The 24,117-nt window shown below is 73.8% G+C and carries 22 protein-coding genes; 6 read left to right on the forward strand and 16 right to left on the reverse strand.

The window, feature by feature from the left end; translation table 11 throughout:
- Nucleotides 1-551: 551 nt before the first annotated feature.
- Nucleotides 552-1,799 carry a M20 family metallopeptidase gene (locus ACF1AL_RS17685; protein WP_386419679.1) on the reverse strand — a complete coding sequence of 416 codons (1,248 nt, stop codon included), beginning with the start codon at nt 1,797-1,799 and terminating at the stop codon, nt 552-554.
- A 353-nt stretch (nt 1,800-2,152) separates the two neighbouring features.
- Between ACF1AL_RS17685 and ACF1AL_RS17690 the strand changes: the two genes are divergently transcribed.
- Nucleotides 2,153-2,818, forward strand: a complete 666-nt coding sequence (locus ACF1AL_RS17690; RefSeq protein WP_391821003.1) for a class I SAM-dependent DNA methyltransferase — start codon at nt 2,153-2,155, stop codon at nt 2,816-2,818.
- A gap of 47 nt (nt 2,819-2,865) precedes the next feature.
- On the opposite strand, the gene ACF1AL_RS17695 is transcribed toward ACF1AL_RS17690, so the two are convergent.
- Genes ACF1AL_RS17695 through ACF1AL_RS17710 form a run of 4 tightly spaced genes read right to left on the reverse strand, consistent with a single transcriptional unit; the run spans nt 2,866 to nt 7,558 of the window.
- Nucleotides 2,866-3,945 carry a hypothetical protein gene (locus tag ACF1AL_RS17695; RefSeq protein WP_391703841.1) on the reverse strand — a complete coding sequence of 360 codons (1,080 nt, stop codon included), beginning with the start codon at nt 3,943-3,945 and terminating at the stop codon, nt 2,866-2,868.
- 39 nt (nt 3,946-3,984) lie between these two features.
- On the reverse strand, nt 3,985-4,923 hold the full coding sequence (locus tag ACF1AL_RS17700; protein ID WP_391821004.1) for an N-acetylneuraminate synthase family protein: 939 nt from the start codon (nt 4,921-4,923) through the stop codon (nt 3,985-3,987).
- A 14-nt stretch (nt 4,924-4,937) separates the two neighbouring features.
- Nucleotides 4,938-6,191, reverse strand: coding sequence for a cytidylyltransferase domain-containing protein (locus ACF1AL_RS17705; RefSeq protein ID WP_391826432.1), 1,254 nt, complete (start codon nt 6,189-6,191; stop codon nt 4,938-4,940).
- 32 nt (nt 6,192-6,223) lie between these two features.
- Nucleotides 6,224-7,558, reverse strand: a complete 1,335-nt coding sequence (locus ACF1AL_RS17710) for a DUF6716 putative glycosyltransferase (protein WP_391826434.1) — start codon at nt 7,556-7,558, stop codon at nt 6,224-6,226.
- A 199-nt stretch (nt 7,559-7,757) separates the two neighbouring features.
- Between ACF1AL_RS17710 and ACF1AL_RS17715 the strand changes: the two genes are divergently transcribed.
- The 3 genes from ACF1AL_RS17715 to ACF1AL_RS17725 all read left to right on the forward strand — a co-directional run bounded on the left by ACF1AL_RS17715 (nt 7,758) and on the right by ACF1AL_RS17725 (nt 11,385).
- Nucleotides 7,758-8,735, forward strand: coding sequence for a glycosyltransferase family 2 protein (locus ACF1AL_RS17715; RefSeq protein ID WP_391703850.1), 978 nt, complete (start codon nt 7,758-7,760; stop codon nt 8,733-8,735).
- Nucleotides 8,732-10,117, forward strand: a complete 1,386-nt coding sequence (locus ACF1AL_RS17720; RefSeq protein ID WP_391826436.1) for a polysialyltransferase family glycosyltransferase — start codon at nt 8,732-8,734, stop codon at nt 10,115-10,117. The genes ACF1AL_RS17715 and ACF1AL_RS17720 overlap by 4 nt, the downstream gene beginning before the upstream one ends.
- Before the next feature lie 107 nt (nt 10,118-10,224).
- On the forward strand, nt 10,225-11,385 hold the full coding sequence (locus ACF1AL_RS17725) for an acyltransferase family protein (RefSeq protein WP_391826438.1): 1,161 nt from the start codon (nt 10,225-10,227) through the stop codon (nt 11,383-11,385).
- A gap of 3 nt (nt 11,386-11,388) precedes the next feature.
- Here the strand turns inward: ACF1AL_RS17725 and leuE are convergent, their stop codons facing one another.
- Together leuE and ACF1AL_RS17735 are read right to left on the reverse strand one after the other, a co-directional pair.
- Nucleotides 11,389-12,045 (reverse strand): leucine efflux protein LeuE, encoded by a 657-nt coding sequence (gene leuE / locus ACF1AL_RS17730; RefSeq protein ID WP_366838001.1) that lies wholly within the window; start codon nt 12,043-12,045, stop codon nt 11,389-11,391.
- 69 nt (nt 12,046-12,114) lie between these two features.
- Entirely contained in the window at nt 12,115-13,695 is a 1,581-nt protein-coding gene (locus ACF1AL_RS17735; RefSeq protein ID WP_366838000.1) for a methylmalonyl-CoA mutase family protein, read from the reverse strand.
- Nucleotides 13,696-13,905: 210 nt separating this feature from the next.
- On the opposite strand from ACF1AL_RS17735, the gene ACF1AL_RS17740 reads away from it, so the two are divergent.
- Nucleotides 13,906-14,751 carry a L,D-transpeptidase family protein gene (locus tag ACF1AL_RS17740; protein WP_391826681.1) on the forward strand — a complete coding sequence of 282 codons (846 nt, stop codon included), beginning with the start codon at nt 13,906-13,908 and terminating at the stop codon, nt 14,749-14,751.
- A gap of 341 nt (nt 14,752-15,092) precedes the next feature.
- Here the strand turns inward: ACF1AL_RS17740 and ACF1AL_RS17745 are convergent, their stop codons facing one another.
- The 9 genes from ACF1AL_RS17745 to ACF1AL_RS17785 all read right to left on the reverse strand — a co-directional run bounded on the left by ACF1AL_RS17745 (nt 15,093) and on the right by ACF1AL_RS17785 (nt 23,225).
- Complete coding sequence (locus ACF1AL_RS17745; RefSeq protein ID WP_391826440.1) at nt 15,093-16,256, reverse strand: hypothetical protein; 1,164 nt, start codon at nt 16,254-16,256, stop codon at nt 15,093-15,095.
- Nucleotides 16,256-16,930: an RNA polymerase sigma factor gene (locus ACF1AL_RS17750; RefSeq protein WP_384208619.1), complete on the reverse strand. Its 675-nt coding sequence runs from the start codon at nt 16,928-16,930 to the stop codon at nt 16,256-16,258. Before ACF1AL_RS17750 ends, ACF1AL_RS17745 begins: the two co-directional genes overlap by 1 nt.
- Nucleotides 16,931-17,394: 464 nt before the next feature.
- Entirely contained in the window at nt 17,395-18,210 is an 816-nt protein-coding gene (locus ACF1AL_RS17755; RefSeq protein WP_391826442.1) for a hypothetical protein, read from the reverse strand.
- A 142-nt stretch (nt 18,211-18,352) separates the two neighbouring features.
- Nucleotides 18,353-18,985: an RNA polymerase sigma factor gene (locus tag ACF1AL_RS17760; protein WP_391703867.1), complete on the reverse strand. Its 633-nt coding sequence runs from the start codon at nt 18,983-18,985 to the stop codon at nt 18,353-18,355.
- 70 nt (nt 18,986-19,055) lie between these two features.
- A complete protein-coding gene (locus ACF1AL_RS17765) occupies nt 19,056-19,487 on the reverse strand; it encodes a hypothetical protein (protein ID WP_391780436.1) in 432 nt (143 codons plus the stop codon).
- Nucleotides 19,488-19,669: 182 nt separating this feature from the next.
- Nucleotides 19,670-20,095, reverse strand: a complete 426-nt coding sequence (locus ACF1AL_RS17770) for a hypothetical protein (protein WP_366837994.1) — start codon at nt 20,093-20,095, stop codon at nt 19,670-19,672.
- Nucleotides 20,096-20,296: 201 nt separating this feature from the next.
- Complete coding sequence (locus ACF1AL_RS17775) at nt 20,297-20,857, reverse strand: hypothetical protein (protein WP_366837993.1); 561 nt, start codon at nt 20,855-20,857, stop codon at nt 20,297-20,299.
- Between the two features lie 76 nt (nt 20,858-20,933).
- The gene (locus ACF1AL_RS17780; RefSeq protein WP_391661653.1) at nt 20,934-21,431 is read right to left on the reverse strand and encodes a hypothetical protein; all 498 of its coding nucleotides are present in this window, start codon (nt 21,429-21,431) and stop codon (nt 20,934-20,936) included.
- A gap of 129 nt (nt 21,432-21,560) precedes the next feature.
- Entirely contained in the window at nt 21,561-23,225 is a 1,665-nt protein-coding gene (locus ACF1AL_RS17785) for a family 20 glycosylhydrolase (protein ID WP_391826444.1), read from the reverse strand.
- 156 nt (nt 23,226-23,381) lie between these two features.
- On the opposite strand from ACF1AL_RS17785, the gene ACF1AL_RS17790 reads away from it, so the two are divergent.
- Nucleotides 23,382-23,990 carry a 2-oxo-4-hydroxy-4-carboxy-5-ureidoimidazoline decarboxylase gene (locus tag ACF1AL_RS17790; protein WP_391780439.1) on the forward strand — a complete coding sequence of 203 codons (609 nt, stop codon included), beginning with the start codon at nt 23,382-23,384 and terminating at the stop codon, nt 23,988-23,990.
- Nucleotides 23,991-24,117: the final 127 nt, after the last annotated feature.

Raw genomic sequence — 24,117 nt, forward strand, 5'->3', positions numbered from 1 at the left:
GCGGAGACCTCCGGTTACAGCGGGGTGACACAAAGGGACGAAGAGGTACCGATCGGGCACCTTTTCGTCCCCTCGGACCGCGGGTCGTACCTACGGGGTGGTCACGGTCAGCGTGGCGGGCCGCCGCCCAGATCACGTCCACCTTCGGTGATCACGGTGCGGCCTCAGGTGACCGCCGCGGGTGCCTCCCCCAAGCTCTTCGAGCAGGGGGGTCCCAGCGCCCACCCGTGCCGCCCCAGCGGCACGACTGCCCGCAGCTACGGAGGCGGACAGCCGCCGACGGCGGGGAGGGGACGTGGTGGGGGGTGTCCGCCCGCAGCGGACGGCATTGCCTTCGGGTGCCCTCTTGAACTGACGTAGGGCCGTACCGAGGACGGACACCCCCCACCGCGGCCCCGACCCACCCACCCGCAGAACGCGCTACCGCAACCGGCCACCGGACCCGCGCAGGCCGCCGCAGGCATTCAAGGGGCGCGGGGAACTGCGCGACAAGCCACGACGGACTCGCACTCGGCAAGACACCGCACCCACCCGCACAGCCGCCATAGCCGTCAAACCGCCGGACGGCCCACCGCGTCCAGGAGCGCCGCTGCCGTGAACAGTTCCACGCCCACCTGGATCGCCGACTCGTCCGCGTCGAAGTCGCCCTGGTGCAGGTCCCGCACCGTCCGCTCACCCGGTGTGCGCACGCCCAGCCGGGCCATCGCGCCGGGGACGCGCTCCAGGTACCAGGAGAAGTCCTCGCCGCCCAGCGACTGCTCGGTCGTCTCCACCGACTCCACGCCCCGCCGCGCGGTCATCGCCTCGCGCAGCAGCTCCGTGGAGGCGGGGTCGTTCACCACCGGCGGCACCCCCCGCACGTAGTTGATCTCCGACTTCGCCCCGTGCAGGTTCGCGACCTCGTCGATCGCGGCGACGACGATGTCCGGCGCCTGCCGCCACGCCTCGATGTCCAGGCACCGCACGGTCGCGGCCAGCTCCGCGTGCTGCGGGATGACGTTCGGCGCGTGCCCGGACTCGATGCGGCCCCAGGTCACGGCGAGCCCGCTGCGGGTGTCGACCCGCCGGCCGACCAGCGCGGGGACGTCGATGACCACCCGGGCGGCGGCGGTGACCAGGTCGGTGGTCAGGTGCGGCCGGGCGGTGTGGCCGCCGGGGCCGTCCAGGGAGATCTCCAGCCGGTCGCAGGCCGAGGTGATCGCACCGGCCCGCAGCCCGACCCGCCCCGCGTCGACCCGCGGGTCGCAGTGCACGGCGAGGATGCGGCCCACGCCCTCCAGCGCGCCGGAGTCGATGACCTCGACGGCACCACCGGGCAGCACCTCCTCCGCGGGCTGGAAGATCAGCCGTACCGGCCGGGGCAGCCGGCCCTGCCGGTGCAGCTCGGCGAGGACCAGACCGGTGCCGAGGACGACGGTGGTGTGCACGTCGTGGCCGCAGGCGTGGGCGCGGTCGGGCACCGTGGACCGGTACGGGCAGTCGGCCTTGGTGTCCGGGATGGGCAGCGCGTCGATGTCGGCGCGCAGCGCGAGCACGCCGGAGCCCCCGTCGAGGGGCGCGTCCGCGGGTACGCCGATGTCGCAGATGAGGCCCGTGCCGCTGGGGAGCACGCGGGGGCGCAGCCCGGCCGTCTCCAGACGTGCCTTGATCGCCGCGGTGGTGCGGAACTCCTGGTTGCCGAGCTCCGGGTGCATGTGCAGGTCGCGGCGGAAGGCGACGAGTTCGGCGCGCAGCTGTTCGGGAAGCGCGCCGGGGAGCACGGCGTCCCTGGACGGATCGGCCTCGGACTGTGGCGACATCAGTTGCTTCACCCTCTGAAGGGTAGGGCGCCGGGGCGGCCAACTGACCCGCGATCAACAAAAGTTCAACCCGTTAGGGGAAGAAAATCTGGCCGCTCGACGCATAGTGGTCGTCGTGGACGGGTAAACTCGCCCGACTCCGACCGGATCACACCCGGGTCGATGGGGCATCGAGTCCGGGTCGATCGCGGGCCGGCTTCGGATGGGCGCCCGCCCCCTCTTTCTCTTTTCACCTCTTTTCCACGGATACCACGCCGCGCGCAGACCACGCGGCCGATGTTCGTCTGTCGGGACGGCGCGGGGTTGGCGGATCGCCTCACCCGGGCGGCGCGGGGACCGTAGGGTGCCCGGACGTGACCGCCTCCCCCGCATCCCCGGATGCCCTCCTCGCCGCCACCCGTGCCTCGTACGACGCCATCGCGCCCGCCTACACCGAAACGTACCCGGACATTCTGGGCGACCGCCCGCTGGAGCGGGCGCTGCTCGCGGCGTTCGCGGAGCTGGTGACGGGGAACGGGCCCGAGCCCGTCGCCGACGTCGGCAGCGGACCCGGACATGTGACGGCCCGGCTGCACGCGCTCGGGGTGCCGGTGTTCGGCGTGGATCTCTCGCCGCGGATGGTGGCCCTCGCCCGTGCGGCGCACCCGGAGCTGCGCTTCCACGTCGGGTCGATGACCGCGCTGGACCTGCCGGACGCCACGCTGGGCGGGCTGCTCGCGCTGTACTCGGTGATCCATGTGCCCGACGAGCGGCTGCCGGCGGTGTTCGCCGAGTTCCGCCGGGTGCTGGTGCCCGGCGGGTACGTCCTGCTGGCGTTCCAGGTGGGCGACGGGGAGCGGCTGCGGATGACGGAACGCTTCGGGCAGGAGATCACGCTCGACTACTACTGGCGGAGCCCGGAGGCGGTGGCCGCGGCGCTGAGGGAGGCGGGCCTGCCCCCGCAGACCCGCATGGTCCGCGAACCCCTGGACGAGGAGAGACGCCCCCGGGCCTTCCTGCTGGCCCGCAAGCCGGGCTGACCGGCCGCGCGGCCCCCGCGCCACCGCCCTCGATCCGGCGCGACCCCCTAGGCCACGCTCATCGCCGTCAGTCTGCGGGCGCCGTGGGCCGTGCCCGTCACGCCGGAGAGGAAGCCCTGGGCGCGGGGGGAGGCCGTGCGGGTGAGCCAGTCGGGGTCGATGTCGCAGACCGCGACCTGGACCTCCGTGCCGGCGAGGGCCAGCGGCAGGGTGTGCACGACCGTCGAGGGGAAGCTGAGGACGGTCCGGCCGACCGGCCCCCGGCGGGCGATCAGCTCCAGCGGCAGCTCCGGGCGGACGACCTCCAGCCCGGTCTCGACGGCCAGCCGGTGCAGTTTCTCCGCGCTCTCGCGGCGGTGGGCGAAGTAGCGGGTGGCGCCGTGCGTCTTGGCCAGGGTGCGGACGGCGTCGAGGTAGCGCTCGCCGTCCACGACGCCGGTCTCCACCAGGGACGTACCGACCATGTCGGCGCCCTTGGTGATGCGGGGCGGGCCGAAGCGGGCGCGGGTCCAGGCGAAGGCGTTGCGGGTGACGATCACCCCGTCGGGGACCTCGTCGATCGGCATGGAGGAGAAGATCTCCACGTCGCGCTCGCCGCCCGGTGTGAGACGGCGCCGGGCGAGGGCGGACACCGGCGCGAAGACCAGGTCGCGCGGCCCGCGCCGGCCGCCCTTGCGGTGCCAGCGCACGAGGCGCTCGCCGCGCGCGAGCTGGCCGACGAACTCCATGGTGGCCGTGCCGTCGTCGACGACGACGAGGTCACGGGCGCGGGTGATGGTCAGCAGCAGCTGGACGTACCGGGAGAACGGGTCGCCCATCACGATCCGCTCGGCGCGCCGCAGCCGCCCCGCGAGGCCGCCGACCGTCTGGAAGGGGGCCGCGGGTCCGCCCCGCGCCTCCTCCCAGCGCACGGTGTGCCCCTCGTCCCGCGCCAGGTCGGCCATGCGGCGCAGCTGGCCGCGGGTCATGGGGTCGGTCGGGGACAGGACGACGAGGGTGAACCCCGCGCCGGGCTCCTGAAGCGGCCGGATGCCGTGGGCGTGGGCCCACTCCAGGACGTTGAGGAGCTGTACCGGGCTCTCCACGAAAGCGAGGGTGGTGCCGGTCTCACCGGCGCGCGGGTTCATCGACGCAGGTCCGTCCCGTCAGAAAGAGCTGCGGATCCGTCAGACGCCGACCGGCTCGCCCGCCGCCGCCGCGATCTCCGCCTCGGCGACCACGCCGCTGACCCGGCGCAGCTTCTTCATCGGGGCGAGCTCGGAGTCGTAGACCTTCTTCACGCCGTCGCCGAGGGCCTCCTCGATGGTGCGGATGTCGCGGACCAGCCGCTGCAGGCCCTGCGGCTCGACGGAGGCGGCCTGGTCGGAGCCCCACATGGCGCGGTCGAGGGTGATGTGCCGCTCGACGAAGCAGGCGCCGAGGGCGACGGCGGCGAGGGTGGTCTGCAGGCCGGTCTCGTGGCCGGAGTAGCCGATCGGGACGTTCGGGTACTCCTTCTCCAGCGTGTTGATCACGCGGAGGTTCAGCTCCTCGGCCTTGGCCGGGTAGGTGGAGGTGGCGTGGCACATGAGGATGTTGTCGCTGCCGAGGACCTCGACGGCGTGCCGGATCTGCTTCGGGGTGGACATGCCGGTGGAGAGGACGACGGTGCGGCCGGTGGCGCGCAGGGTGCGCAGCAGCTCGTCGTCGGTGAGGGAGGCGGAGGCGACCTTGTGGGCGGGCAGGTCGAACTTCTCCAGGAAGGCGACGGCCTCGGTGTCCCACGGGGAGGCGAACCAGTCGATGCCCCGGGTGCGGCAGTACTCGTCGATCTGCCGGTACTCGTCCTCGCCGAACTCCACGCGGTGGCGGTAGTCGATGTACGTCATCCGGCCCCACGGGGTGTCCCGCTCGATGTCCCACTGGTCGCGCGGGGTGCAGATCTCCGGGGTGCGCTTCTGGAACTTCACGGCGTCGCAGCCGGCCTCGACGGCGGCGTCGATCAGCTTGAAGGCGTTCTCCAGCTCACCGTTGTGGTTGATGCCGATCTCGCCGCAGATGTAGACGGGGCGGCCGGGGCCGACCTCGCGGGAGCCGAACGTGCGCAGACGGGAGGGGGTGCTCATGACAGGGGGTGTCCTTACTTGGTGAGCTGGGGGAGGTGGGGAAGGTGGGGGGCGGGGGGAAGGGCGTCGAGGGAGGGGCCGAGGATCCAGCCGGCGATCTCCCGGATCGCGCCGTCGCCACCGGGGACGGTGGTGACCGCGCGGGCGGCGCCGCGTACGGCGTCGTGGGCGCTCGCGACCGCCACGGGCCAGCCGACGAGGGCGAAGCAGGGCAGGTCGTTGACGTCGTTGCCGACGTAGAGCACCCGCTCGGGCGCGGTGCCCGTGTCCTCGCACCACTGTTTGAGGGCGAGGTCCTTGCGGTCGACGCCGTGCACCACCGGCAACTGCAGCTTGCGGGCGCGGGCGGCGACCACCGGGTTCTGTTCGGTGGACAGGATCAGCAGCTTCAGGCCGCTTCTGCGCAGGGCGGCGATGCCGAGTCCGTCGCCGCGGTGCACGGAGACGAACTCGCGTCCCTCGGCGTCGATCAGCACCCGGTCGTCGGTCTGGGTACCGTCGAAGTCGAGGACGACCGCGTCGATGTCGTCGGCGGTCGGCAGGGCGCCGGGCCGGTCCGCGTCGAGGAGGGGCGCGAGCGCACGGGCTCGGGCGAGGTCGTGCGGGTCGTCGATCTCCAGGACGCGCGCGGGGTCGGTGCGCACCAGTTCCGTACGGCCGAAGAAGCGGTGGCGGTGCTCGCGGAAGCCGGCCGCGTCCATGGCGTAGGCGGCGCCGGTCTCCAGCAGGTCCTGCGGGCGGTCCTGGCGGCGGGGGCGGTAGGACTTGTCGTGGTTGACGCCGAAGCCTCCGTCCTCCTCGCGGCCGGCGTCGTCGCGCCAGAGGAAGCCGTGGAAGGGGGCCACGGTCACCGCCGTGTCGGCGCCCTGCTCCACGATCGCCGCGGCCACGCCGTCGACGTCCTCGCCGAGGAGGAAGGGGCTGGTGCACTGCACGAGCAGGACGACGTCCACGGGCGTGCCGGCCTGCGCCTCGTAGGCGTCGAGGGCGTGCAGGACCGCGGCCTCCGAGGTCGCGGTGTCGCCGGCGAGGGCGGCGGGGCGGGAGACGACCTCGGCGCCGGCCTCGCGGGCGGCGGCCGCGATGGCCTGGTCGTCGGTGGAGACGACGACGTCGGTCACCAGACGGGCGGCGCGGCACGCGCGCACGGCGCGGGCGACCAGCGGGACGCCGCCGACGGGGGCGAGGTTCTTCGCGGGGACGCCCTTGGAGCCGCCGCGCGCCGGGATCACGGCGAGGACGCGGCGGGGCGCCGGGGTGTCGGGCATGGGGTGTTCTCCTTGGGCTCCGTGGAGCGCGGTCACAGCTCCCCCATCCGCCGGATGACGGGCGCCACGCGCTGCACGCCGTGCCGGTAGGCGCCGCGCGCGGCCCGGCGCACGATCTGCCGGACGGGGCCGGGTTCGCGGTCGGCGGCGGGGGCGCCCGGCAGTGGGCTGCCGTCGGGGGCGAGGTGGTGGCGGGCGAGGATGCCGGGCAGGTATCCGGGGGCGGTCTCGACGGTGTAGTACGGCGTGAGGGGCGGCAGCGGGCCGGGCCGGTGGAGCAGCTTGGCGATCCGCTCGCGGGCCGCGTCGAAGGCGGTCGCGTACGTCCCTCCCCCGGACGGGGTGCCGCCGGCGGCGACGCCCTGGCGGGCCACCCACTCGGGGTCGGGTTCGGGCCGCCGGCCGGCGTCCAGCTGGTCCCAGGAGGCCAGGCAGCCGGAGCCGAGGAAGTGGTGGTTGCCGAGCACCTCGCGCACTCCGAGGTCGGTGAGCACGGCGGTGGGGATGCGGCGGTGCAGCGACTCCAGGGCCGCCGTGGAGCTGACCGTGACCAGCAGGTCGGTGCGGTCGAGGACCTCGCCCATGTTGCCGTAGACCAGACGCAGGTTGGGCGGCAGCGGACCGGCCTTCTGCGCCAGCTTCTGGTAGGGCAGCTCCTCCAGGTGCGTGGTGTGCTCGCCGGGCCGGGAGCGCAGCTTGAGCAGCACCTCCCGCTCGGGGTGCAGGCGGGCGTGCCGGATCAGGCGGTCGAGGAGGTAGGCGCGGTCGGCGCGGGACTCCGGGACGGAGGGCTGGGCGGCGAACACGACCGTGCAGGGCTCGCGTTCGCCGGTGTAGGGCGCGCCGCCGAGGAACGGCAGCGCGACCTCGGTGACCGCGGAGGCGTCGGCGCCCACGCCCTCGTACACCGCGCGGAAACGTTCGGCGTCCTGGCGGGAGTTGGCGAGCACGAGGTCGGCGCCGTGGCGCAGCAGCAGGCCGTCGGCGAGCTTCTCGTAGACGACGCCGACATAGCCGGTGACGACGACGGGCCGCCGCGCGCGGCCCTCCCAGGCGCGCCGCAGTCCGTGCAGCATCGCCTGCACCCCGCCGCCGACGAGCGCGAGCACGAGCACGTCGTACGGCTCCTCGCGCATCCCGTCGAGGAACTGAACGGCCGTCACCTCGCGCAGGGAGTCGGCGCGGACGCCGACTTCGCGCAGCTGGCGGGCGGTGGGGGTGGCGCGGCCTCGCAGGAGATAGCCGTCGAGCCGGATTCCGGGTGCCTCGGGGAGCAGGCGCCGCGCGGTGAGCGCGCCCCATTTCCACCGGGTGTCGGAATCCGCGAGAACGGCTACTCGCGGGGCGTTCGTTGCACTGACTGGCACGCCGAAGACGCTAGGAAGGCATTCCGAGGCGCGGCCCAACCGGAACGCAACAAATGGTTAACAGCACTTCGCCGAACGGCGAATCGGGACGCGGAACGCCCCGGGAAGGGCTGGATTCACGACTCCGCCACGCGTCGTTCACTCCTCGGCAAACCGACGGCAAAGACGCGGGCCGGGCCCGCGCCCTAACGTCGCCTGCGTGGTCAAGCTCTCCGTCATCGTGCCCTTCTACAACGTGCAGCAATACGCCCCGGCCGCGCTGCGGTCGCTGCGCGCGAACGCCCGTGAGGACTTCGAGTTCCTTCTGATCGACGACTGTTCGACGGACGGCACGAAAGAAATTCTCGAACAGGCCGAGCGCGATCTTCCTGGCGCGGTGCTGATCCGACGCACCGAGAAAGGGGTGTCCGCCGCACGCAACACCGGAATCGACGCGGCCCGCGGCGAGTATCTGACGTTCATGGACGGAGACGACTACGCGGCTCCGGGTTATTTCGCGCAATTGCTCGACTCGATCGAGTCGTTGGGCTGTGATTTCGTCCGCACCGACCACGTGCGGTTCACCGGGAGCCAGCGCACCCTGTACCGGGTGCCGTTCGGGCCGCGCGACACGGTCGTGGACCCGCGGGCCGTGATCCTGCCCGCCGAGCGCTCCACCCCGGTCGACTACCCCTACTCCTGGGCCGGCGCCTACCACCGGCGGCTGATCGGCGAGGGGCTGCTGCACTTCCCGGAGGACCTGCGCACGGCCGAGGACCGGCCGTGGATCTGGCGGCTGCACCGCAAGGCGCGGTCCTTCGCGGTGCCGAGCGTGTTCGGCATCTTCTACCGGCGGGGCGTGACGTCGTCGCTCACGCAGATCGGCGACATGCGGCAGCTGGACTTCATCCCCTCCTTCGACCGGGTGCTGCGGGAGACCGCCGAGGACCCGGACGCGGACCGGTTCCTGCCGAAGGCCGTGCGCACCTACTGCGCCATCATCAGCCACCACCTGGCCACCATCGAGAAGTTCGAGGCGCCGGTGGCCCGCCGTCTCCGTTCCCTGAGCGCCGCCGCCCTGCGCCGCATGCCGCAGGACCTGCTCGACGACACCCTGGACTCCATGGACCTCGACCGCGCCACCCAGCTGCGCCGTCTGCGCCGCCGGCCCTCCACCGCCCCGGAGGCGGCGGCATGAGCACCCCGAGCCCCCACACCGCCCGAGGCTCCCGCCGCACCACCCGGATCCTGTGCGCCTCCACCCTGTACGGTGCGGCCACCCTGGCCGCCGCGCTCGACGCGGGCTGCTTCGGCCCCGCGGACCGGCTGCTGCTGCTGGTCAGCGACAACAGCGCCACGCCGGAGCTGAGCGACCCCTTCGGCCGCTCCCCCGCCTTCGCGCACCTGCGGGACCGGTTCGACGGGGTGCTGTCCTGGAACGAGGCCATCGCGCCCTTCCACCCGGGCGGTTGGGGCCCCCGGCCCGACGACCAGATCCTGTGGGAACGCCATCTGCGGATGCTGTGGGACCTGGGCGACGACCACATCGAGCTGGCCGTGGAGTCGATCCAGGTCAACCCGGCGCTGGCGATCTGCCAGATCTTCGCCGGCGCGCCCGTCGACGTGTACGCGGACGGGCTGATGAGCTACGGCCCCACCCGGTTCAAGATCGATCCGCTGGTGGGGACGCGGGTGCGGCGTGTGCTGCACCTGGACCTGGTGCCGGGCCTCGCCCCGCTGCTGCTCACCGAGTTCGGGGTGGCCCCCGAGATGGTGCCGACGGACGCCTTCACGAAGGTGCTCGCCGCACTGGGCGGCGCCGAGCAGGACCTGCCGGCCGCGGAGGGGGCGGCGCTGCTGCTCGGCCAGTACCTGTCGGCGCTGGACATCCTCACCGCCGAGGAGGAGGAGGACCTCCATGTGCGGATGCTGCGCGGGGTGGTCGCGCTCGGGCACACGCGCGTGGTGTTCAAGCCGCACCCCTCGGCCCCGGCCCGCTGGTCGCGGGCGCTGGAGCGGGAGGCGGGGCGGCTGGGCGCCGCCCTGACCGTGCTGGACACGCCCGTGCTGGCCGAGGTGGTCTACCAGCGGATGCGGCCCGCGCTCGTCGTGGGCTGCTTCTCCACCGCCCTGCTCACCGCGTCCGCGCTGTACGGCCTGCCGGTCGCCCGCACCGGCACCGGGCTGCTGCTGGAGCGGCTCACCCCGTACGAGAACAGCAACCGCGTCCCGGTCACCATCGTCGACGCGCTGCTGCCCGACCTGGCCGACGGCGACGCCGTGCGGGAGCAGCGCCGGGGACTGGACGCCGAGGGGCTGACCGAGCTGCTGCGGGCCGTCGGCTACGCGATGCAGTCCAAGATCTATCCCGAGCTGCGCCCGGAGGCCGAGCGTTATCTGACGCGACACCTGGACGCCCGCACCCGGCGGTACTTCAAGCGCCGCCGGCTCACCTCGCTGGGCCTGCCCGGCGGGGTCCCGGCGCAGCTCGCGTTCATCCCGCGCAACGCGACGGTACGGCGGATGGCGCGGCGGGCGCGACGGCTGCGGCGGCGGGTGGCCCGCCGGGGCGACGCCTGAATGAACACTCGCGGACGGCCCGGCGAAAGGTCGCCGCGAGGGGCCGAAGCGGCCGGTGCTCCCCGTTACCGTCCGGTTGAGTTGACGAGCTTCGATGAGAGGTCCCTGTGATCGACACGCCCGCGGAGACCCTGGGGAGCCCCGTGGCCGACCCGGCGGTGCGCACCGCGCCCCCGCAGGCCCCGGACCGGCCGCCCCGCACGGTTCGGCTGCGCGCCCTGGACGGGCTGCGGCTGGTGGCCGCGCTGATGGTGGCGGCGTACCACTACGGCGGCCGGGGCGGTGAGGTCACCAAGGCGTGGGGGTCCTCCCCGCGCTTGCAGTTCCCGACCCTGCACACCCTGTTCGCCTACGGCTGCCTGGGCGTGCAGATCTTCTTCGTGATCAGCGGGTTCGTGATCTGCATGAGCGGCTGGGGCCGCCCCTTGCGCTCGTTCTTCGCCTCCCGCGCCTCCCGGCTGCTGCCCGCCTACTGGGTGGCGATCGTGCTGGTGACGGCGGTGATGGCGCTGCCGGTGCTGACGTACAAGACGGTGTCGGCGAGCGAGACGCTGGTCAACTTCACGATGCTGCAGATGCCGCTCGGGGCGCACCGGGTGCTCGGCGTGTGCTGGACGCTGTGGGCGGAGGTCCGCTTCTACGCGCTGTTCGCGCTGTGCATCGTGCTGCCGGGCGCCACCCGCTGGCGCGTGATCCTGTTCTGCGCGTGCTGGACGCTGGCGGCGGCGATCGCGGGCGGGCTGAACCAGCCGGTGCTGGACGCGGTGGTGATGCCGGACTACGCGCCGTTCTTCATCGGCGGCATGGGCCTGTACCTGGTGCACCGCGACCGCCGCGACCCGTACGCCTGGGGCATCACGGCGGTCAACTGGCTGATCGGGCAGCAGGTCGCCGTGCGCAGCCTGTGGCACCCGGCGACGCCGGACATGTTCTCCTACCGCAGCGCCTACGGCGTCATCCTGATCGTCACGCTCGGCTTCCTCGCCGTCGCCGCGATCGGGCTGGGCTGGCTGCACTGGGCGAACTGGCGCTGGCTGACGGTCGCGGGCGCGCTGACGTACCCCTTCTACCTGGTCCACGAGCATCTGGGCTGGCCGGTCATCCAGGCCCTGCACCGGGGCCTGGGCATCCCGTCCGCGGGCACGTTCCTGCTCACGGTGACGATCATGCTCGGCCTGGCCTGGCTGATGAACAAGCTGGTCGAGGAACGCTTCACCCCGAAGCTGAGGGCGCTGCTGAACCGTCCGGCGGGGCGGCCCGACGCCTAGCCGCTACGCACTCGCGAGGGACAGCTTCACCGCGAAGCCTAGGAAGATCGCGCCGGCGGCCGAGGTGGCCCCGGCCGCGAGGCGCCGGCGGCGGCGGAAGGCGTCGGCCAGGCGGGTGCCGCTGAATATCAGCAGCGACAGGTAGAGGAAGCTGGCCGTCTGCAGCAGGGCGCCGAGGACGACGAAGGAGAGCGCCGGGTAGGCGTAGTGCGGGTCGACGAACTGCACGAAGAAGGAGATCAGGAACAGGATCGCCTTCGGGTTGAGCAGCGAGACCACCAGGGCGCGCCGGTAGGGCCGCTCGTCGGCGGCGTCCGCGACGGCGGGCTCGGCGGGCGCCTCCCGGTGCTCGCCGCGCGCCTTCCACAGGGCCCACGCCGAGCGCAGCATGCCGTACGCCATCCACGCCAGATAGCCGGCGCCGGCGTACTTCACCACCAGGAACAGCAGCGGGGTCGTGGTCAGCACGGAGGCCGCGCCGAGCGCCGCCAGCGTCATCAGGATCGTGTCCCCGGTGAACACGCCGGCCGCCGCCTTGTACCCGGTGCGGATGCCCTTGCGGGCGGCGACGGACAGCACGTAGAGCGAGTTGGGGCCGGGCAGCAGGACGATCAGCACGAGACCGGCCAGGTAGGTGGGGAGATCGATGACGCCGAACATGCACAGGAGTGTCGCACGCGGCTACGACACCCCTTGAGCCCGTCTCGAGTCCCGGTCGGCCGTCGACTCTCAGAACGCGTCCGACGGCACGTACGTCCCCCAGATCTCGCGCAGCGCGTTGCAGACCTCGCCGACCGTGGCGCGGGCGCGCAGGGCGTCCTTCATCGGGTACAGGACGTTGTCCTCGCCCTCGGCGGCCTTCTTCAGCGCCGCGAGCGCCGAGTCGACCGCCGCCTGGTCCCGCTCGGCGCGCAGCTTGGCCAGCCGCTCCGCCTGCTGGGCCTCGATCGCCGGGTCGACGCGCAGCGGCTCGTACGGCTCCTCCTCGTCGAGCTGGAAGCGGTTGACGCCGACGACGACCCGCTCGCCGCTGTCGGTCTCCTGGGCGATGCGGTAGGCGTTGCGCTCGATCTCGTTCTTCTGGAAGCCGTGCTCGATGGCGTTGACCGCGCCGCCGAGGTCCTCGACCTTGCCCATCAGCTCCAGCGCGGCCGCCTCGACCTCGTCGGTCATCTTCTCGATGACGTAGGAGCCCGCGAACGGGTCGACGGTGGCGGTCACGTCCGTCTCGTAGGCGAGGACCTGCTGGGTGCGCAGGGCCAGGCGCGCGGACTTGTCCGTGGGGAGCGCGATCGCCTCGTCGAAGGAGTTGGTGTGCAGGGACTGCGTGCCGCCGAGGACCGCCGCGAGGCCCTGGACGGCGACGCGCACCAGGTTCACCTCGGGCTGCTGCGCGGTCAGCTGCACGCCCGCCGTCTGCGTGTGGAACCGCAGCATCATGGACTTCGGGTTCTTCGCCCCGAACTCCTCCTTCATCACCCGCGCCCAGATCCGGCGGGCCGCGCGGAACTTGGCGACCTCCTCCAGGATCGTCGTGCGGGCGACGAAGAAGAAGGACAGACGCGGGGCGAAGTCGTCGACGTCCATGCCGGCCGCGACGGCGGTGCGCACGTACTCGATGCCGTCGGCGAGGGTGAAGGCGATCTCCTGCGCGGGGGACGCGCCGGCCTCGGCCATGTGGTAGCCGGAGATCGAGATGGTGTTCCACTTCGGGATCTCGGCCTTGCAGTACTTGAAGATGTCGGCGATCAGCCGCAGCGAGGGCTTGGGCGGGAAGATGTACGTCCCGCGCGCGATGTACTCCTTCAGCACGTCGTTCTGGATCGTGCCGGTCAGCTTGTCCGCGCTGACGCCCTGCTCCTCGGCGACCAGTTGGTACAGCAGGAGCAGCAGGGCCGCGGGCGCGTTGATCGTCATCGACGTGGACACCTTGTCCAGCGGGATGCCGTCGAACAGCACCCGCATGTCGTCCACGGAGTCGATCGCCACGCCGACCTTGCCGACCTCGCCGTGCGCGATCGGGGCGTCGGAGTCGTGACCCATCTGGGTCGGCAGGTCGAAGGCCACGGACAGGCCCATCGTGCCGTTGGCGATGAGCTGCTTGTAGCGGGCGTTGGACTCCACCGCGGTGCCGAAGCCCGCGTACTGGCGCATGGTCCAGGGCCGGCCGGTGTACATGGTCGGGTACACGCCGCGGGTGAACGGGTAGGCGCCCGGCTCGCCCAGCTTCTCCGCCGGGTCCCAGCCCGCCAGAGCCCCTGGCCCGTACACCGGCTCGATGGGCAGTCCGGACTCCGACTCGCGTGCCATGGTGTGCCTCCGCACTACGTCGTTACTCGCCAGTAGAAACCAACCCTCGGCACGGACTGTAGCGACGGCCGTGCGACCGGTGGAGGGCCCCACGCTGGGACCTTCCTCACAGACCCCCTCCCCACCATGCCCCGCCGTTCGCGGGGCGTCACGCCTGGAAAGCATCTGAAGGACAGCAACCCGAAGCGGTGGGACGACGGGGGGTCCGTGATGCGCGGTACGGGCAGGGTCAGAGCGATCGCCGCAGGGGCGGCCGTGGTGGCGGTGGTCGCGGTGGGCGGCGGGTGCACGGTGCAGGGCGCGGGCGGCGGCCGGTCCCCGGTCCACGTCGACCTGCCGGGCACGTCCTCGCCGTCGCGCGGACCGTCGGCGCCCACCGCCACCGGCTCCTCCGGTTCCGGTGACGGCAAGCAGGGCGTCGCGCCGCCCGTGCTGCTCTCCCCCGGCGACACCGGCCGGAACGTGCGCGAACTCCAGGCCCGGCTGCGCCAGGTGGCATGGCTCTTCGACGGCCCCACCGGCACCTACGACGACCTCACCGAGCAGGCGGTCAAGGGCTTCCAGGGCAAGCGCGGGCTGCCGCGCACCGGACGCGTCGACACCGTCACCTGGCAGCGGCTGCTGGGGATGACGCACGAGCCCGGGAAGTGGGAGCTGTACCTGATGGGCGGTCAGCCCGCCGCCGCGCCGGACCCGCGCTGCATGACCGGGCGGGTGCTGTGCATCAGCAAGTCGAGCCGCACCCTGCGCTGGATGATCGACGGGCGGACCGTGTCGACGATGTCGGTCCGCTTCGGCTCGCAGTACACGCCGACCCGGGAGGGCGTCTTCCACGTGTACTTCAAGTCCCGGCACCACGTGTCCACGCTGTACGACTCGCCGATGCCGTACGCCATGTTCTTCAGCGGCGGCCAGGCCGTGCACTACTCATACGACTTCGCCGCCCGGGGCTACGCGGGCGGCTCGCACGGGTGCGTGAACGTGCGGGACGAGACGGCGATCGCGGCGCTGTACGCGCAGGTGCGCACCGGGGACAAGGTCGTCGTGTACTGGTGAGGAACCGCGCGGCGCGAGAGGCCGGGACACCGGGAGGGCCGAAGAGAGACGGGGCGCGGGCGGGACCGGGGGAACGTGTCCCGCCCGCGCCAGGTGCACGAGCCGTGGGTACGGGGGGAACCCCGGCTCAGTGCGACGGCCGATGACCAGTCGGCTCACTCATTACTGCGCCCCCGCGGCAAAAAACGTCACACCTTGGGCGAAGAATTTTTCGTGTGTTACGAAACCGCAGGTCAGAGGCGGTTCGCAGGGCGAGACGGGGGTGATGTGCGGGGGCGGCGCCGGGCGCGGCGGGCCGAGCGGAGGGCGTCGGCGGGGCGTGGCGTCGGTGGGGCGTGGCGTCAGTGGCCGTGGCCGCCGTTGCCCTGGCCCTTGCCCGCGCCCTTGCTGGAGCCGTGGCCGCCGGTGCCGTTCGCGCCGCCCGCGCCGTGACCGCCGGAGCCACCGTGGCCTCCGGAACCACCGGTACCGCCGGTGCCGCCGGAGCCGTGCCCCCCGTGGCCCTGGGAGCCGGCTCTGCCATGGCCGTCGTCGTCACCGCCCTGGCCTTTGTCGCCGCCGCCGCCCTGGCCGGTGCCGTTGCCCTTGCCGCCGTTGCCGTCGCCCTGGCTGTTCCCGCCGCCCTGGCCGTTGCCCTGGCCGCCGCCGCCCTTGAGGCCCTCGGTGGCCGTGCCGGTGCCGGGCTTGCCGGACGTGCCGTTCTTCCCTCCCGAACCGCCCTGGGAGGTGCCCCGGCCGTCGTGGCCGGTGTCGGCGCCGGGCGCGGCGAGGACCGTCTTGCAGTACGCGCCCACGCGCGGGGCGCCGCCCGCCGCCGTCTCCAGGGCGCGCCGGCGGTCGCCGTCCAGGCCGCGGCCGCCGCGCAGGTCCTGGCAGGCCTCGGTGATGCGGCGCCGCCATGCGTCGGTGCCCTGGCCCTCGGTGGTGCCGGGGCGGGCCGCGGTGCCGCGGTCGCCGTCCCGGACGGTGCCCCGGCCCGCCGTACCGCCGCTGCCGCCCTCGGGTGCGACGGACCCGGTGCCGTCCGGCGTGGGCGGGGCCGGCGGGTGTTCGGCGGTGGCGTCGGCGGACACGGAGACGCGGGGGCCGGGCTCGGCGCCGCCGAACGTGGGCAGCACCCCGGTTCCGGCCGCGACCGCGACCCCGCCGACGGTTCCGGCGGCCACGACGGCGCAGAGCGCGAGCCGGACCGGCCGGCCCCAGCGGGAGCGGCGGGCGGTGCCCGCGCCGCCGAACCGCACGAGACCGGTGTCCGCCGCACGGCCGGCGCGCGCGGGGGACGCCGCCGGGGTGGTGGCGCGCGCGGCGCGGAAGGCGGTCAGCGCGGCGGCCTCACCGGGGAGTTCACCGTCGGCCTTCTCCGGAACGGCGGACAGCGCGTCCAGGGCGCGGGTGAGCCGTTCGGCCTGCTCACGGGCCTCGTCTGCGACGGCGTCCAGCGGCTCGCCGCGCAGCAGACGCTCCGCCGTCTCGCGGTCCAGCCACCTGTACTGCTCGTCGGCCATCACATGTCCTTCTGCGTCCGCGCCCATCGTTGCGTCACACCGGCGGACGACACCGCGCGGGCGCGCGGTTCTCTCTGCGGCGGCAGCGCGTCGAGCACGCCGGCCGATTCCGGATCGGTGTCCGGGCGCTCCCCGAGCAGTTCGGCGAGCTTCTTCAGACCGCGGTGCGCGGCCGTGCGCACGGCTCCCGGCCGCTTGCCGAGGGTCTCCGCGGCGGTCTTCGCGTCGAGCCCCACGACCACGCGCAGCACGACCGCCTCGGCCTGGTCCTGCGGCAGCCGGGCGATGAGGGAGAGGGTGCGGTCCGTGGCCAGCGCCTCGATGGCCTCGCCGGCCGTGTCGGAATCGGCGGGCCGGCCGGTCAGCTCGGTCTCGTCGCCGCCGACGGCGGGGCGGCGGCCGCGCATGCGGATGTGGTCCAGCGCCCGGTTGCGCGCGATCCGGGCGGCCCAGCCGCGGAAGCGGTCGGCGTCGCCCTCGAACCGCTCCAGATCGCGGGCGATCTGCAGCCACGCCTCGGAAGCGACGTCCTCCGCCTCCAGGTCGCCGACGAGCGTCCTGACGTATCCGAGCAGCCGCGGGTGCACGGTGCGGTACACGGTCCGGAACGCGGTCTCGTCCCCGTCCTGCGCCGCACGCACCGCGGCTGTCAGCTCCGCGTCGTCCCCCAGCACCCTGGTTCCTCGATCGATGGTCGCGGTTCAAGACCGCAGGTGGTCGCGGTGGTCCGGGCCCCCCGCGGTCCGGCGCGAAAGGCACGTTACGGCTTTAAACCACTGCTCGTCCACGTCGGTCCGGGATGCAACCGACTCGTGACGCGCACGAATGCCGACGGGGTGTGACAGAAAACGCACGCTCGGCGCTGTAGGAAGTACGGGCCGCCGCGCGGCCCGTGCCGCGCGACGGCCGGGGCCTCTCCTGTGGGGGGTGGCGGCCCCGGCCGTTGCCATGGCGGCCCCCGCGAGGGGCTGAAGGCCCAGGTGAGCGGGGTGTTCTACGGATCCTGCGCTGCTGCGGCTGCTTCGGCTCCGGCGGCTTCTTCCGCTTCTTGGGATCCTGCGGCTTCTTCCGCTGCATCCAGGGCGCTGCATCCAGGGCGCTGCTTCCGGGGGGCTGCTTCGCCTTCTCTTCCGTGGCGCTACTGCGCCTTGCCCCCGTTGTCCGGTCCGCCGCTGTGCTCGGTGCCGTTGCCCGGCTGGGCGGGGTGTCCGGCCGGCGTGGGCTGCCCCGCCGTCGTGGGCTGCCCCGCCGTCGTGGGCTTCCCGGCCGTGGTGGGCTCGGCGGCCGTGGTGGGCTCAGCGGCCGTGCCGGGCTTGGCGGTGCCCTGCCCCTGCGCGGCGTGGGCGAGCTGCTCGGCGCAGTACGCCCGGACCCGGTCCGTGCCGCCCGCGGCCGCGACGAGCCGCTGCCAGGAGGTGGCGTCGAGCGCCTTGCCGTTCTCGCCGACGCGCTCCCAGGCCCGGCAGTGGGCCTCGGTGTCCTGCGCGCCGTCCGGCCGGTCGGGGCGGCCGGGCGATCCGACGGCACCGGGACCGGCGGAACCGCCGTGCGGCGCGGCGGTCGCGGCCGTGTCCGGCGAGCGTCCGGCGTCGCCGGTCGCCGCGTGGGAGGCGCGCCGTCCGTCGTCCGGGCCGCCGGGGCCGTCGGAGGAGGCGCCCGGGGTGCCGATGGCCGCGTAGGCGACCCCGCCCAGGGTGAGGCCGGCCACGACCACGGACAGGGCGGCCTTCAGCGAGCGGCGGGGGCGGCGGGTGCGCGGCCGCCAGTCGTCGCGGCCGCGGGTGCGGGCCTGAGCGCCTTCGGCACGGGCGGCGCGGAACGCGGCCACGGCGCGCTGCTCGGCGTCGCCGTCGATGACGTCGGCCCGGATCGCCGCGGCGAGCAGGGCCTCCAGCGTGGCGTGCTCGCCGCCGCCCGCCACGCGGTCGCCGGGGCGGCGGGTGTCGTCGGACACGGTGCCGCCGGGGAGCGTGTGCCGACGAGCGTGCGGCCCGCCTCCCCTGTGCGTGTCACCCATGTCCGTGTCCGTCCCTGTCCGCCCGGCCCGCCGTGCCGGACCTGTGCTGTGGGGTGTACGGCCTGTCGCCGCCACCGTTTCATTTCGACTCCCCCAGCGTCCGGGAAGCCTCATCCGTCACACCTTCGCCCTCCGTGCCCGGTACATCCAGTTGCCGGGCGAGTCGCCTGAGCCCTCGGTAGGCGGCGGTGCGGACCGCGCCGGGGCGCTTGCCGAGCACCCGGGCCGTGGCGGGTCCGTCGAGGCCGACGACGACCCGCAGCAGCACCGCCTCCGCCTGGTCGCGGGGCAGCGCGCGGACGAGCGCGAGGGCCTGGGCGGTGGAGAGCGACTCCAGCGCCTGCTCGTGCGTGCTGTGCGGCCCGGGCAGGTCGAGGACCTCCGCCTCCAGCGCCGCCGGCCGGGGCCGGGAGCGCCGGCGGCGCAGATGGTCCAGCGCCCGGTGCCGCGCGATGGTGGCCGTCCAGCCGCGGAACCCGGCGCCGTCGCCCTGGAACCGCCCGAGGTCGCGGGCTATCTCCAGCCAGGCGTCGGAGGCCACGTCCTCGGCGTCCTCCCCGACCAGGCCGCGCAGATAGCCCAGCAGCGCGGGCTGCACGATGCGGTACGCGACCGCGAAGGCGGCCTCGTCGCCGTCCTGGGCCCGCGCGACCGCCGCGCCCAGCTCCCCGTCGTTCGCCCGCGCGCGCCGGGGTTCAGCTCCCTGGCCCAAGTCCGCCCTCGTTCGTCGTCCACGCCTCCACGGTCATCAGCGTCGCGGCTCACAGAAGTGTCACAGCATGTCAGGCGACCGCCCGGCGAGCTCGTCCGTGCAGGGTGAGGTAGAAGGTCTGCAGCGAGTCCTCGGGGGCGCCCGCCGAGAAGCGGTTGAGGACCTTGCCGAGCGGGTTCCACACCCGCCCGTCGGGCATCCGCACCCCGACCGCCTGCCCGAAGTAGACGCGCTGCTCGGCGTCGAGGTCCACCCAGGCGGCGCCCGCCCGGCGTACCAGCACCTCTCCGACGTAGGCGCCGAGCCCGAACAGCGTGCCGGCCACGCGGTCGGGTTCGGCGCCGCCCTTGCGCAGTCCGTCCACGATGAAGTCGACGACGCGCAGGCTGCGCACGGAGTAGTCGAGCGGCAGCCGGTTGCGGGCGGTGGCGCGGGCGACGAAGGCCGCCGCGTGCGGTCGCATCTCCCGTGCGTGCGGACGGTGTTCGTGCGCGGTGTGCATGGCGTCCCCCTCACTCGGCACGGGAGAACGCGGGCGCCGTCCCCCCGACTACCCAGCGGATGCGGGGTCTTGGGCATCACGGGCCCCATGAGTGTCTCTTCCCACAGTAAAAACGTGCCGCGCGCGTACAACCTTCGGGCGTCTCGTGCGTCGTACCGCCTGCGACGGCGAGGCGCCCGGGGTCAGGACCGTGTCGTCGCGTCCCGGCACAGCAGCCGCAGGGAGCCGTGGCCGGCGTAGGCGCGACGGGCCTCGTCCACCGGGTCCCAGAGCTTGCCGTCGGGGGTGCGCACCCAGTGGTCACCGCCGCTCGCCCACCACTCGGCGCCGGCCTGACGGACGATCACCTCACCGGCGTAGGCGCCGAAACCGCGCAGCACGGTCGCCACGGCGTCCTCCGGGGCGCCCTCGCGCCGTATCTCCTCGATCATCCGGTCGACGCGCCACAGGCTCTGCGCCGAGTAGTCGAGGCGGACGCGGGCGCCCTCGCGCATGGTGGCCACCACGTCGGCCGCCCACCGTGCGGGTTTGGCGGCGGCCTGCGGTCTGCCGCCCTGCCCGGGCGTCCGCTCGTGCCAGGTCGTGTACTGAGGGGTAACAGTCGTCACGTAGGGAAGAGCGCGCCGCGCCGGTCGCGCGTCACGGGCTGCCGGGGATGTTCCGCGAACGGGTGCGCAACCGCCCCACCGCCCCCGCACGACGGTCACAGGACCCGTCCACGGGGGCAGGTTTGACCCCTGCGGATCGGGGTTCCCCGGGCGGCGAGCCCGCCGGGCGGGGGGTGCCCGACGGCGTTCCCGCCGCCGGTCTCACACCCGGCCGCGGGCCCGGCGGGAGACCACCGCGCGCAGGACCCGGCGGCCCTCGGTGGAGACGTCGAGGGCGCGGCGCAGGCCGGACGGGCCGTGCTCGGCGAGGACTTCGAGGACGGTGACCTGGCGCCGCAGTTCGGCGGCGACCAGCGGGGACATGCCGTCGGTGCGGCCCTCGCGGCGCGCGTCGACGCCGGAGGCGTCCTCGGCGGGGTCGAGCAGCCGGTGGATCTGCAGGGAGGCGACCGAGCAGGCGTCCGCCCACACCCGCACCTGCGGCGCGCACCGCTCGTCGGGCGCGGCGGCGAGCATCCGCTGGGCGAGCAGGGTCGCCTCGTCGTCGGCGTCCTCGCCGGCCGGGAGCTTGCCGCGGACCGCGTCGAGCAGGTCGCCCCAGGTCTCGCCGGCGTCGCCGGCGCTGTCGGCGAGATTCCCCCACAGCGGGCGCAGGGTCTCGTCGTCGCCGCCCAGCAGGGGCAGGCACCGATCCAAACAAGCCAGTCCGCTCGCGGCCAGTCCGCGTTCGTCGGCCTGAGAGATGAGGTCCACCAGGCTCATCCACGCCTCCCTCGACGGGGCGCCATCCCTTACGGAGCCCGCACTTCCCCTTACTGCGTGCGACGCCCGCGCAGTGTCACAGGGGTACCACACCGAGCCGGTCGAGGAGGCGGAAGAAGAGATTTTCGGCCAGCGGATCAGGGTCGGCGGTGAGGACCGCGAGGAGTTCCGGCTCGGCCACCATGTGCCCGGCCTCGGCGGCCCAGGCGGCGGCGCGGCCCGCGGCGTCGTCGGGCGGCAGGAAGTAGTCGTCCAGGGCGAGCCCGTCCTGCCCGAGGTATCCGGCCATCGCCTCCCGGCCCAGGCAGGCCGTCCACGTCCCGCTCAGCGGGGCCGCCGCCTCGACGACCACGCAGTCGCCGTCCATGACGTACCCGAAGAGCGCCGGCGCCCCCGTCTCACGCGCCAGCGCGTTCATGCTGCCGACGTCGCCCTCGCCGTTCGGGTACTCCCACACCTGCCAGCCGCCCGGCGCCTCGGTGTGCCGCCGCAGCCCGGTCAGCCCGGCGAGCGGCCGCAGCCCGTCCAGCGGCCGCTCGGCGCGGCCGACGACGAAGTACCCCCAGTAGCCCATGCCCGTCCCCCCGGCTCCGCCCGGCCCGCGGTCGCGTGCCGCATGCGCCACCAACGTACGGCCGTGCGCGGCCGGCCGGGAGGATTCCGGCGCGGCCCGGGGCCTGTTGCGCCAGTCCCGAGACACCACCTAGCCGAGCTGCGCGGCCAGCGACTTGAACTGCGTCCAGGACAGGGCCGGTGCGCCCGGGTCCCAGAGCTTCTGCACCGTCGCCCGCAGCGGCATCCGGATGCCGGCCGCGACCTGGGCCTGCGTCTGAGCGTTGGGGAAGTCGCCCCACACGGCGAAGGTGCCGCCGAGGATCTGCCCGTCGTAGCGCGCCGGGACGGGCTGGCTGCCGCGCAGCACCCGCGGGGTCCACTGCTCGTAGATCCGCTGCCCGGTCGGGTAGAAGAACTGGTTCGGCTGCCCGAGGACGTAGTAGAGGTACGCGTCGTTGTAGTTGATCACCTTGCGGCCCGCGGCGAGGTAGTCCACGGGCTGCCGGGCCCCGATCTCCTTGCCGGTCCAGTACGCCACCTGCAGGTCGCCCGCCGGCTTGACGGACGTGCCCGCGTAGAAGCCGTCGTTCCAGGCGCGTATCGCGCGGTCGTGGGCGCGGACGGTGCCGGCGCGGTCGTTGAGCCAGCCGGTGGCCAGGTCGGCGATGGTGCCCGAGGCGCCGTAGGCGTCGTGGGCGGCGGCCGCGAGCTGCGGGTAGGAGGCCTCGGGGTTCTTCGCCATCAGAGCCTGGTACTCGTCGCCGCCCAGGTTCCACTTGCCGCCGGGGAAGAGGCCCGCGTACTCGTCGAGCAGGTCGTCGACGATCCGCGCGGCCTGGTCCTTGGAGATGTCCACCGCCCCGCGGGCCACGGTGCCGCGCGCGCTGACCAGCTTCAGGTCCGGGTGGGCGGCGATGACGGCGCCCAGGTGCCCCGGCGAGTCGATCTCCGGCACGACCGTGATGTGCCGGCTCTGCGCGAGCTGCACGATCTGCTTGACCTGCGCCTTGGTCAGGTGGTCCGTCGAGACGATCTCCGGATGGGTGCTGGACTCGATCCGGAAGCCCTGGTCGTCGGAGAAGTGCAGCCCCAGCTCGTTGTACTTCAGATCGCCGAGCTCGCGGATGCGGTCCTCTATCCAGCCGGCCGAGTACGGCTTGCGCGCGATGTCGAGCATCAGCCCGCGCACCGGCTTGGCCGGCGCGTCGCGCACCACGCCCTCCGGCGCGGCGCCCGCACCGCGCACCTCCTGCTTGAGCGTGCGGGTGCCGTAGAACACGCCGGCCTCGCCGGGCCCGCTGATCACCACCCGCCCGCCGCGCACGGTCATGGTGTACGACTCCGGGTTGCCGCCCTCGCCGCCGAGCGCCAGCCGGACGTCCCCGGCACGCACGTCGCCGCGCTGCCCGGCGTACGTCATCCCCAGCTCGCCGGCGATCAGCTTGCCCTCGTCGGCCAGCTCCGGGTCGCTGACGACGACCCGGGAGGTGTGCGCCGGGCGCCAGCCGGGGCCGCGCGCCGGGGTGTGCGACCGGACCGCGGGGATGGTGCGCGGGGCGGTGGAGAGCGGGTACGTGCGGCTGGGGCTGGGCGTGGGAGTCGGCTGCCGGGGCGTGGACCGGCCGGGTGACGCGACGGATCCGGCCTCGGAGGGCCGGGCCTGGGCCGGCGTGTCCCCGGAGGAGCCGTCGCCCGTCGCGGCCCATACGCCGACGCCCACGCCGAGCGCGATCGTCCCGGCGAAGGCGGCGGCGACGACGAGTCGCCGGTTGGTGCGCTTGTGGCTGCTGTGCTTGCGGCTGTGCTGGCTCACCCCGCCAACGTACGACTCCGCGCGGCGCGCGTCCTGTCCGCCGCCCGGGAACCGGTGGTCCACCACACGTTCTGAAACTCTCCCGTGCGGGTGAATTCCGGCCATCCGTCGGACACAGCGTGACCATTATCGATAACGTGGTGTCACATCCCTCACATGATCCCCTGCCGACCCACACATCACGCACGCCGAGGACTCACGCTGCCCGCGCACCGTCTTCCCCGTCTCCCCGGCCGAGTCGCCATACCGGCACTGCCCGAACAGCCGCGCGTCCCGCGCCCGCCGGCCGGCCTGGAGGACTTCAACACCGCGCCCGCCGACCAGGCGGCGCGCGCCCTGCTGACCTGCCTGCGCAGCCTGCGCTGGGCCCGCCGGATCGCCGCCCACCGCCCCTACCCCACGCTGGAAGCCCTGCTCGCGGCGTCCGACGAGGCCGCCTACGACCTCACCCCCGCCGATCTGGCCGAGGCCCTGGCCGCGGAGTCCCTGCCCGCCCTTCCGGACGACGCCTACGGCGCGGCCCACACGGCCCTGAGCGCGGCGCACGCCGCCTACGAGTCCCGATTCGGACACACGTTCGTCATCTGCCTGGGCGGCGTTCCCCCGTCCGAGGCCCTCGACTACGTCCTGGAAGCGATCCGGTCACGATTGACCAACGACCCGGAGGAGGAGCGGGTCGTCGCGGCGGACGAGCTCCGGCGCCTGGCGCGGGAACGCCTGTTCGATCTCCTCGGCGGCGCGGGGACCCGCCAGGCCGACGCTTGACGGTCCCCACCGGGCAAAGGGGCACAAACCAGCCACCTCAGTAGTCCCACTAGCCCACACGTACCTCTTTGCGTGCCAGTTTGATCACACCGAGGGACCCCGGCGCAGCCCGGCGGCGGCGCGTCGC

Origin of the sequence: Streptomyces sp. NPDC014801, from assembly GCF_043082085.1 — a bacterium.
Lineage (GTDB): Bacteria > Actinomycetota > Actinomycetes > Streptomycetales > Streptomycetaceae > Streptomyces.

Bases quoted from the DNA above. Each gene is read 5' to 3' on its own strand.
- ACF1AL_RS17685 (WP_386419679.1), bottom strand. From the start codon at position 1,799: ATGTCGCCACAGTCCGAGGCCGATCCGTCCAGGGACGCCGTGCTCCCC.
- ACF1AL_RS17740 (WP_391826681.1), top strand. From the start codon at position 13,906: ATGCGCGGTACGGGCAGGGTCAGAGCGATCGCCGCAGGGGCGGCCGTG.
- ACF1AL_RS17765 (WP_391780436.1), bottom strand. From the start codon at position 19,487: ATGCACACCGCGCACGAACACCGTCCGCACGCACGGGAGATGCGACCG.
- ACF1AL_RS17720 (WP_391826436.1), top strand. From the start codon at position 8,732: ATGAGCACCCCGAGCCCCCACACCGCCCGAGGCTCCCGCCGCACCACC.
- ACF1AL_RS17745 (WP_391826440.1), bottom strand. From the start codon at position 16,256: ATGGCCGACGAGCAGTACAGGTGGCTGGACCGCGAGACGGCGGAGCGT.
- leuE (WP_366838001.1), bottom strand. From the start codon at position 12,045: ATGTTCGGCGTCATCGATCTCCCCACCTACCTGGCCGGTCTCGTGCTG.
- ACF1AL_RS17790 (WP_391780439.1), top strand. From the start codon at position 23,382: ATGATCCCCTGCCGACCCACACATCACGCACGCCGAGGACTCACGCTG.
- ACF1AL_RS17735 (WP_366838000.1), bottom strand. From the start codon at position 13,695: ATGGCACGCGAGTCGGAGTCCGGACTGCCCATCGAGCCGGTGTACGGG.
- ACF1AL_RS17705 (WP_391826432.1), bottom strand. From the start codon at position 6,191: ATGCCCGACACCCCGGCGCCCCGCCGCGTCCTCGCCGTGATCCCGGCG.
- ACF1AL_RS17700 (WP_391821004.1), bottom strand. From the start codon at position 4,923: ATGAGCACCCCCTCCCGTCTGCGCACGTTCGGCTCCCGCGAGGTCGGC.
- ACF1AL_RS17775 (WP_366837993.1), bottom strand. From the start codon at position 20,857: ATGAGCCTGGTGGACCTCATCTCTCAGGCCGACGAACGCGGACTGGCC.
- ACF1AL_RS17695 (WP_391703841.1), bottom strand. From the start codon at position 3,945: ATGAACCCGCGCGCCGGTGAGACCGGCACCACCCTCGCTTTCGTGGAG.
- ACF1AL_RS17780 (WP_391661653.1), bottom strand. From the start codon at position 21,431: ATGGGCTACTGGGGGTACTTCGTCGTCGGCCGCGCCGAGCGGCCGCTG.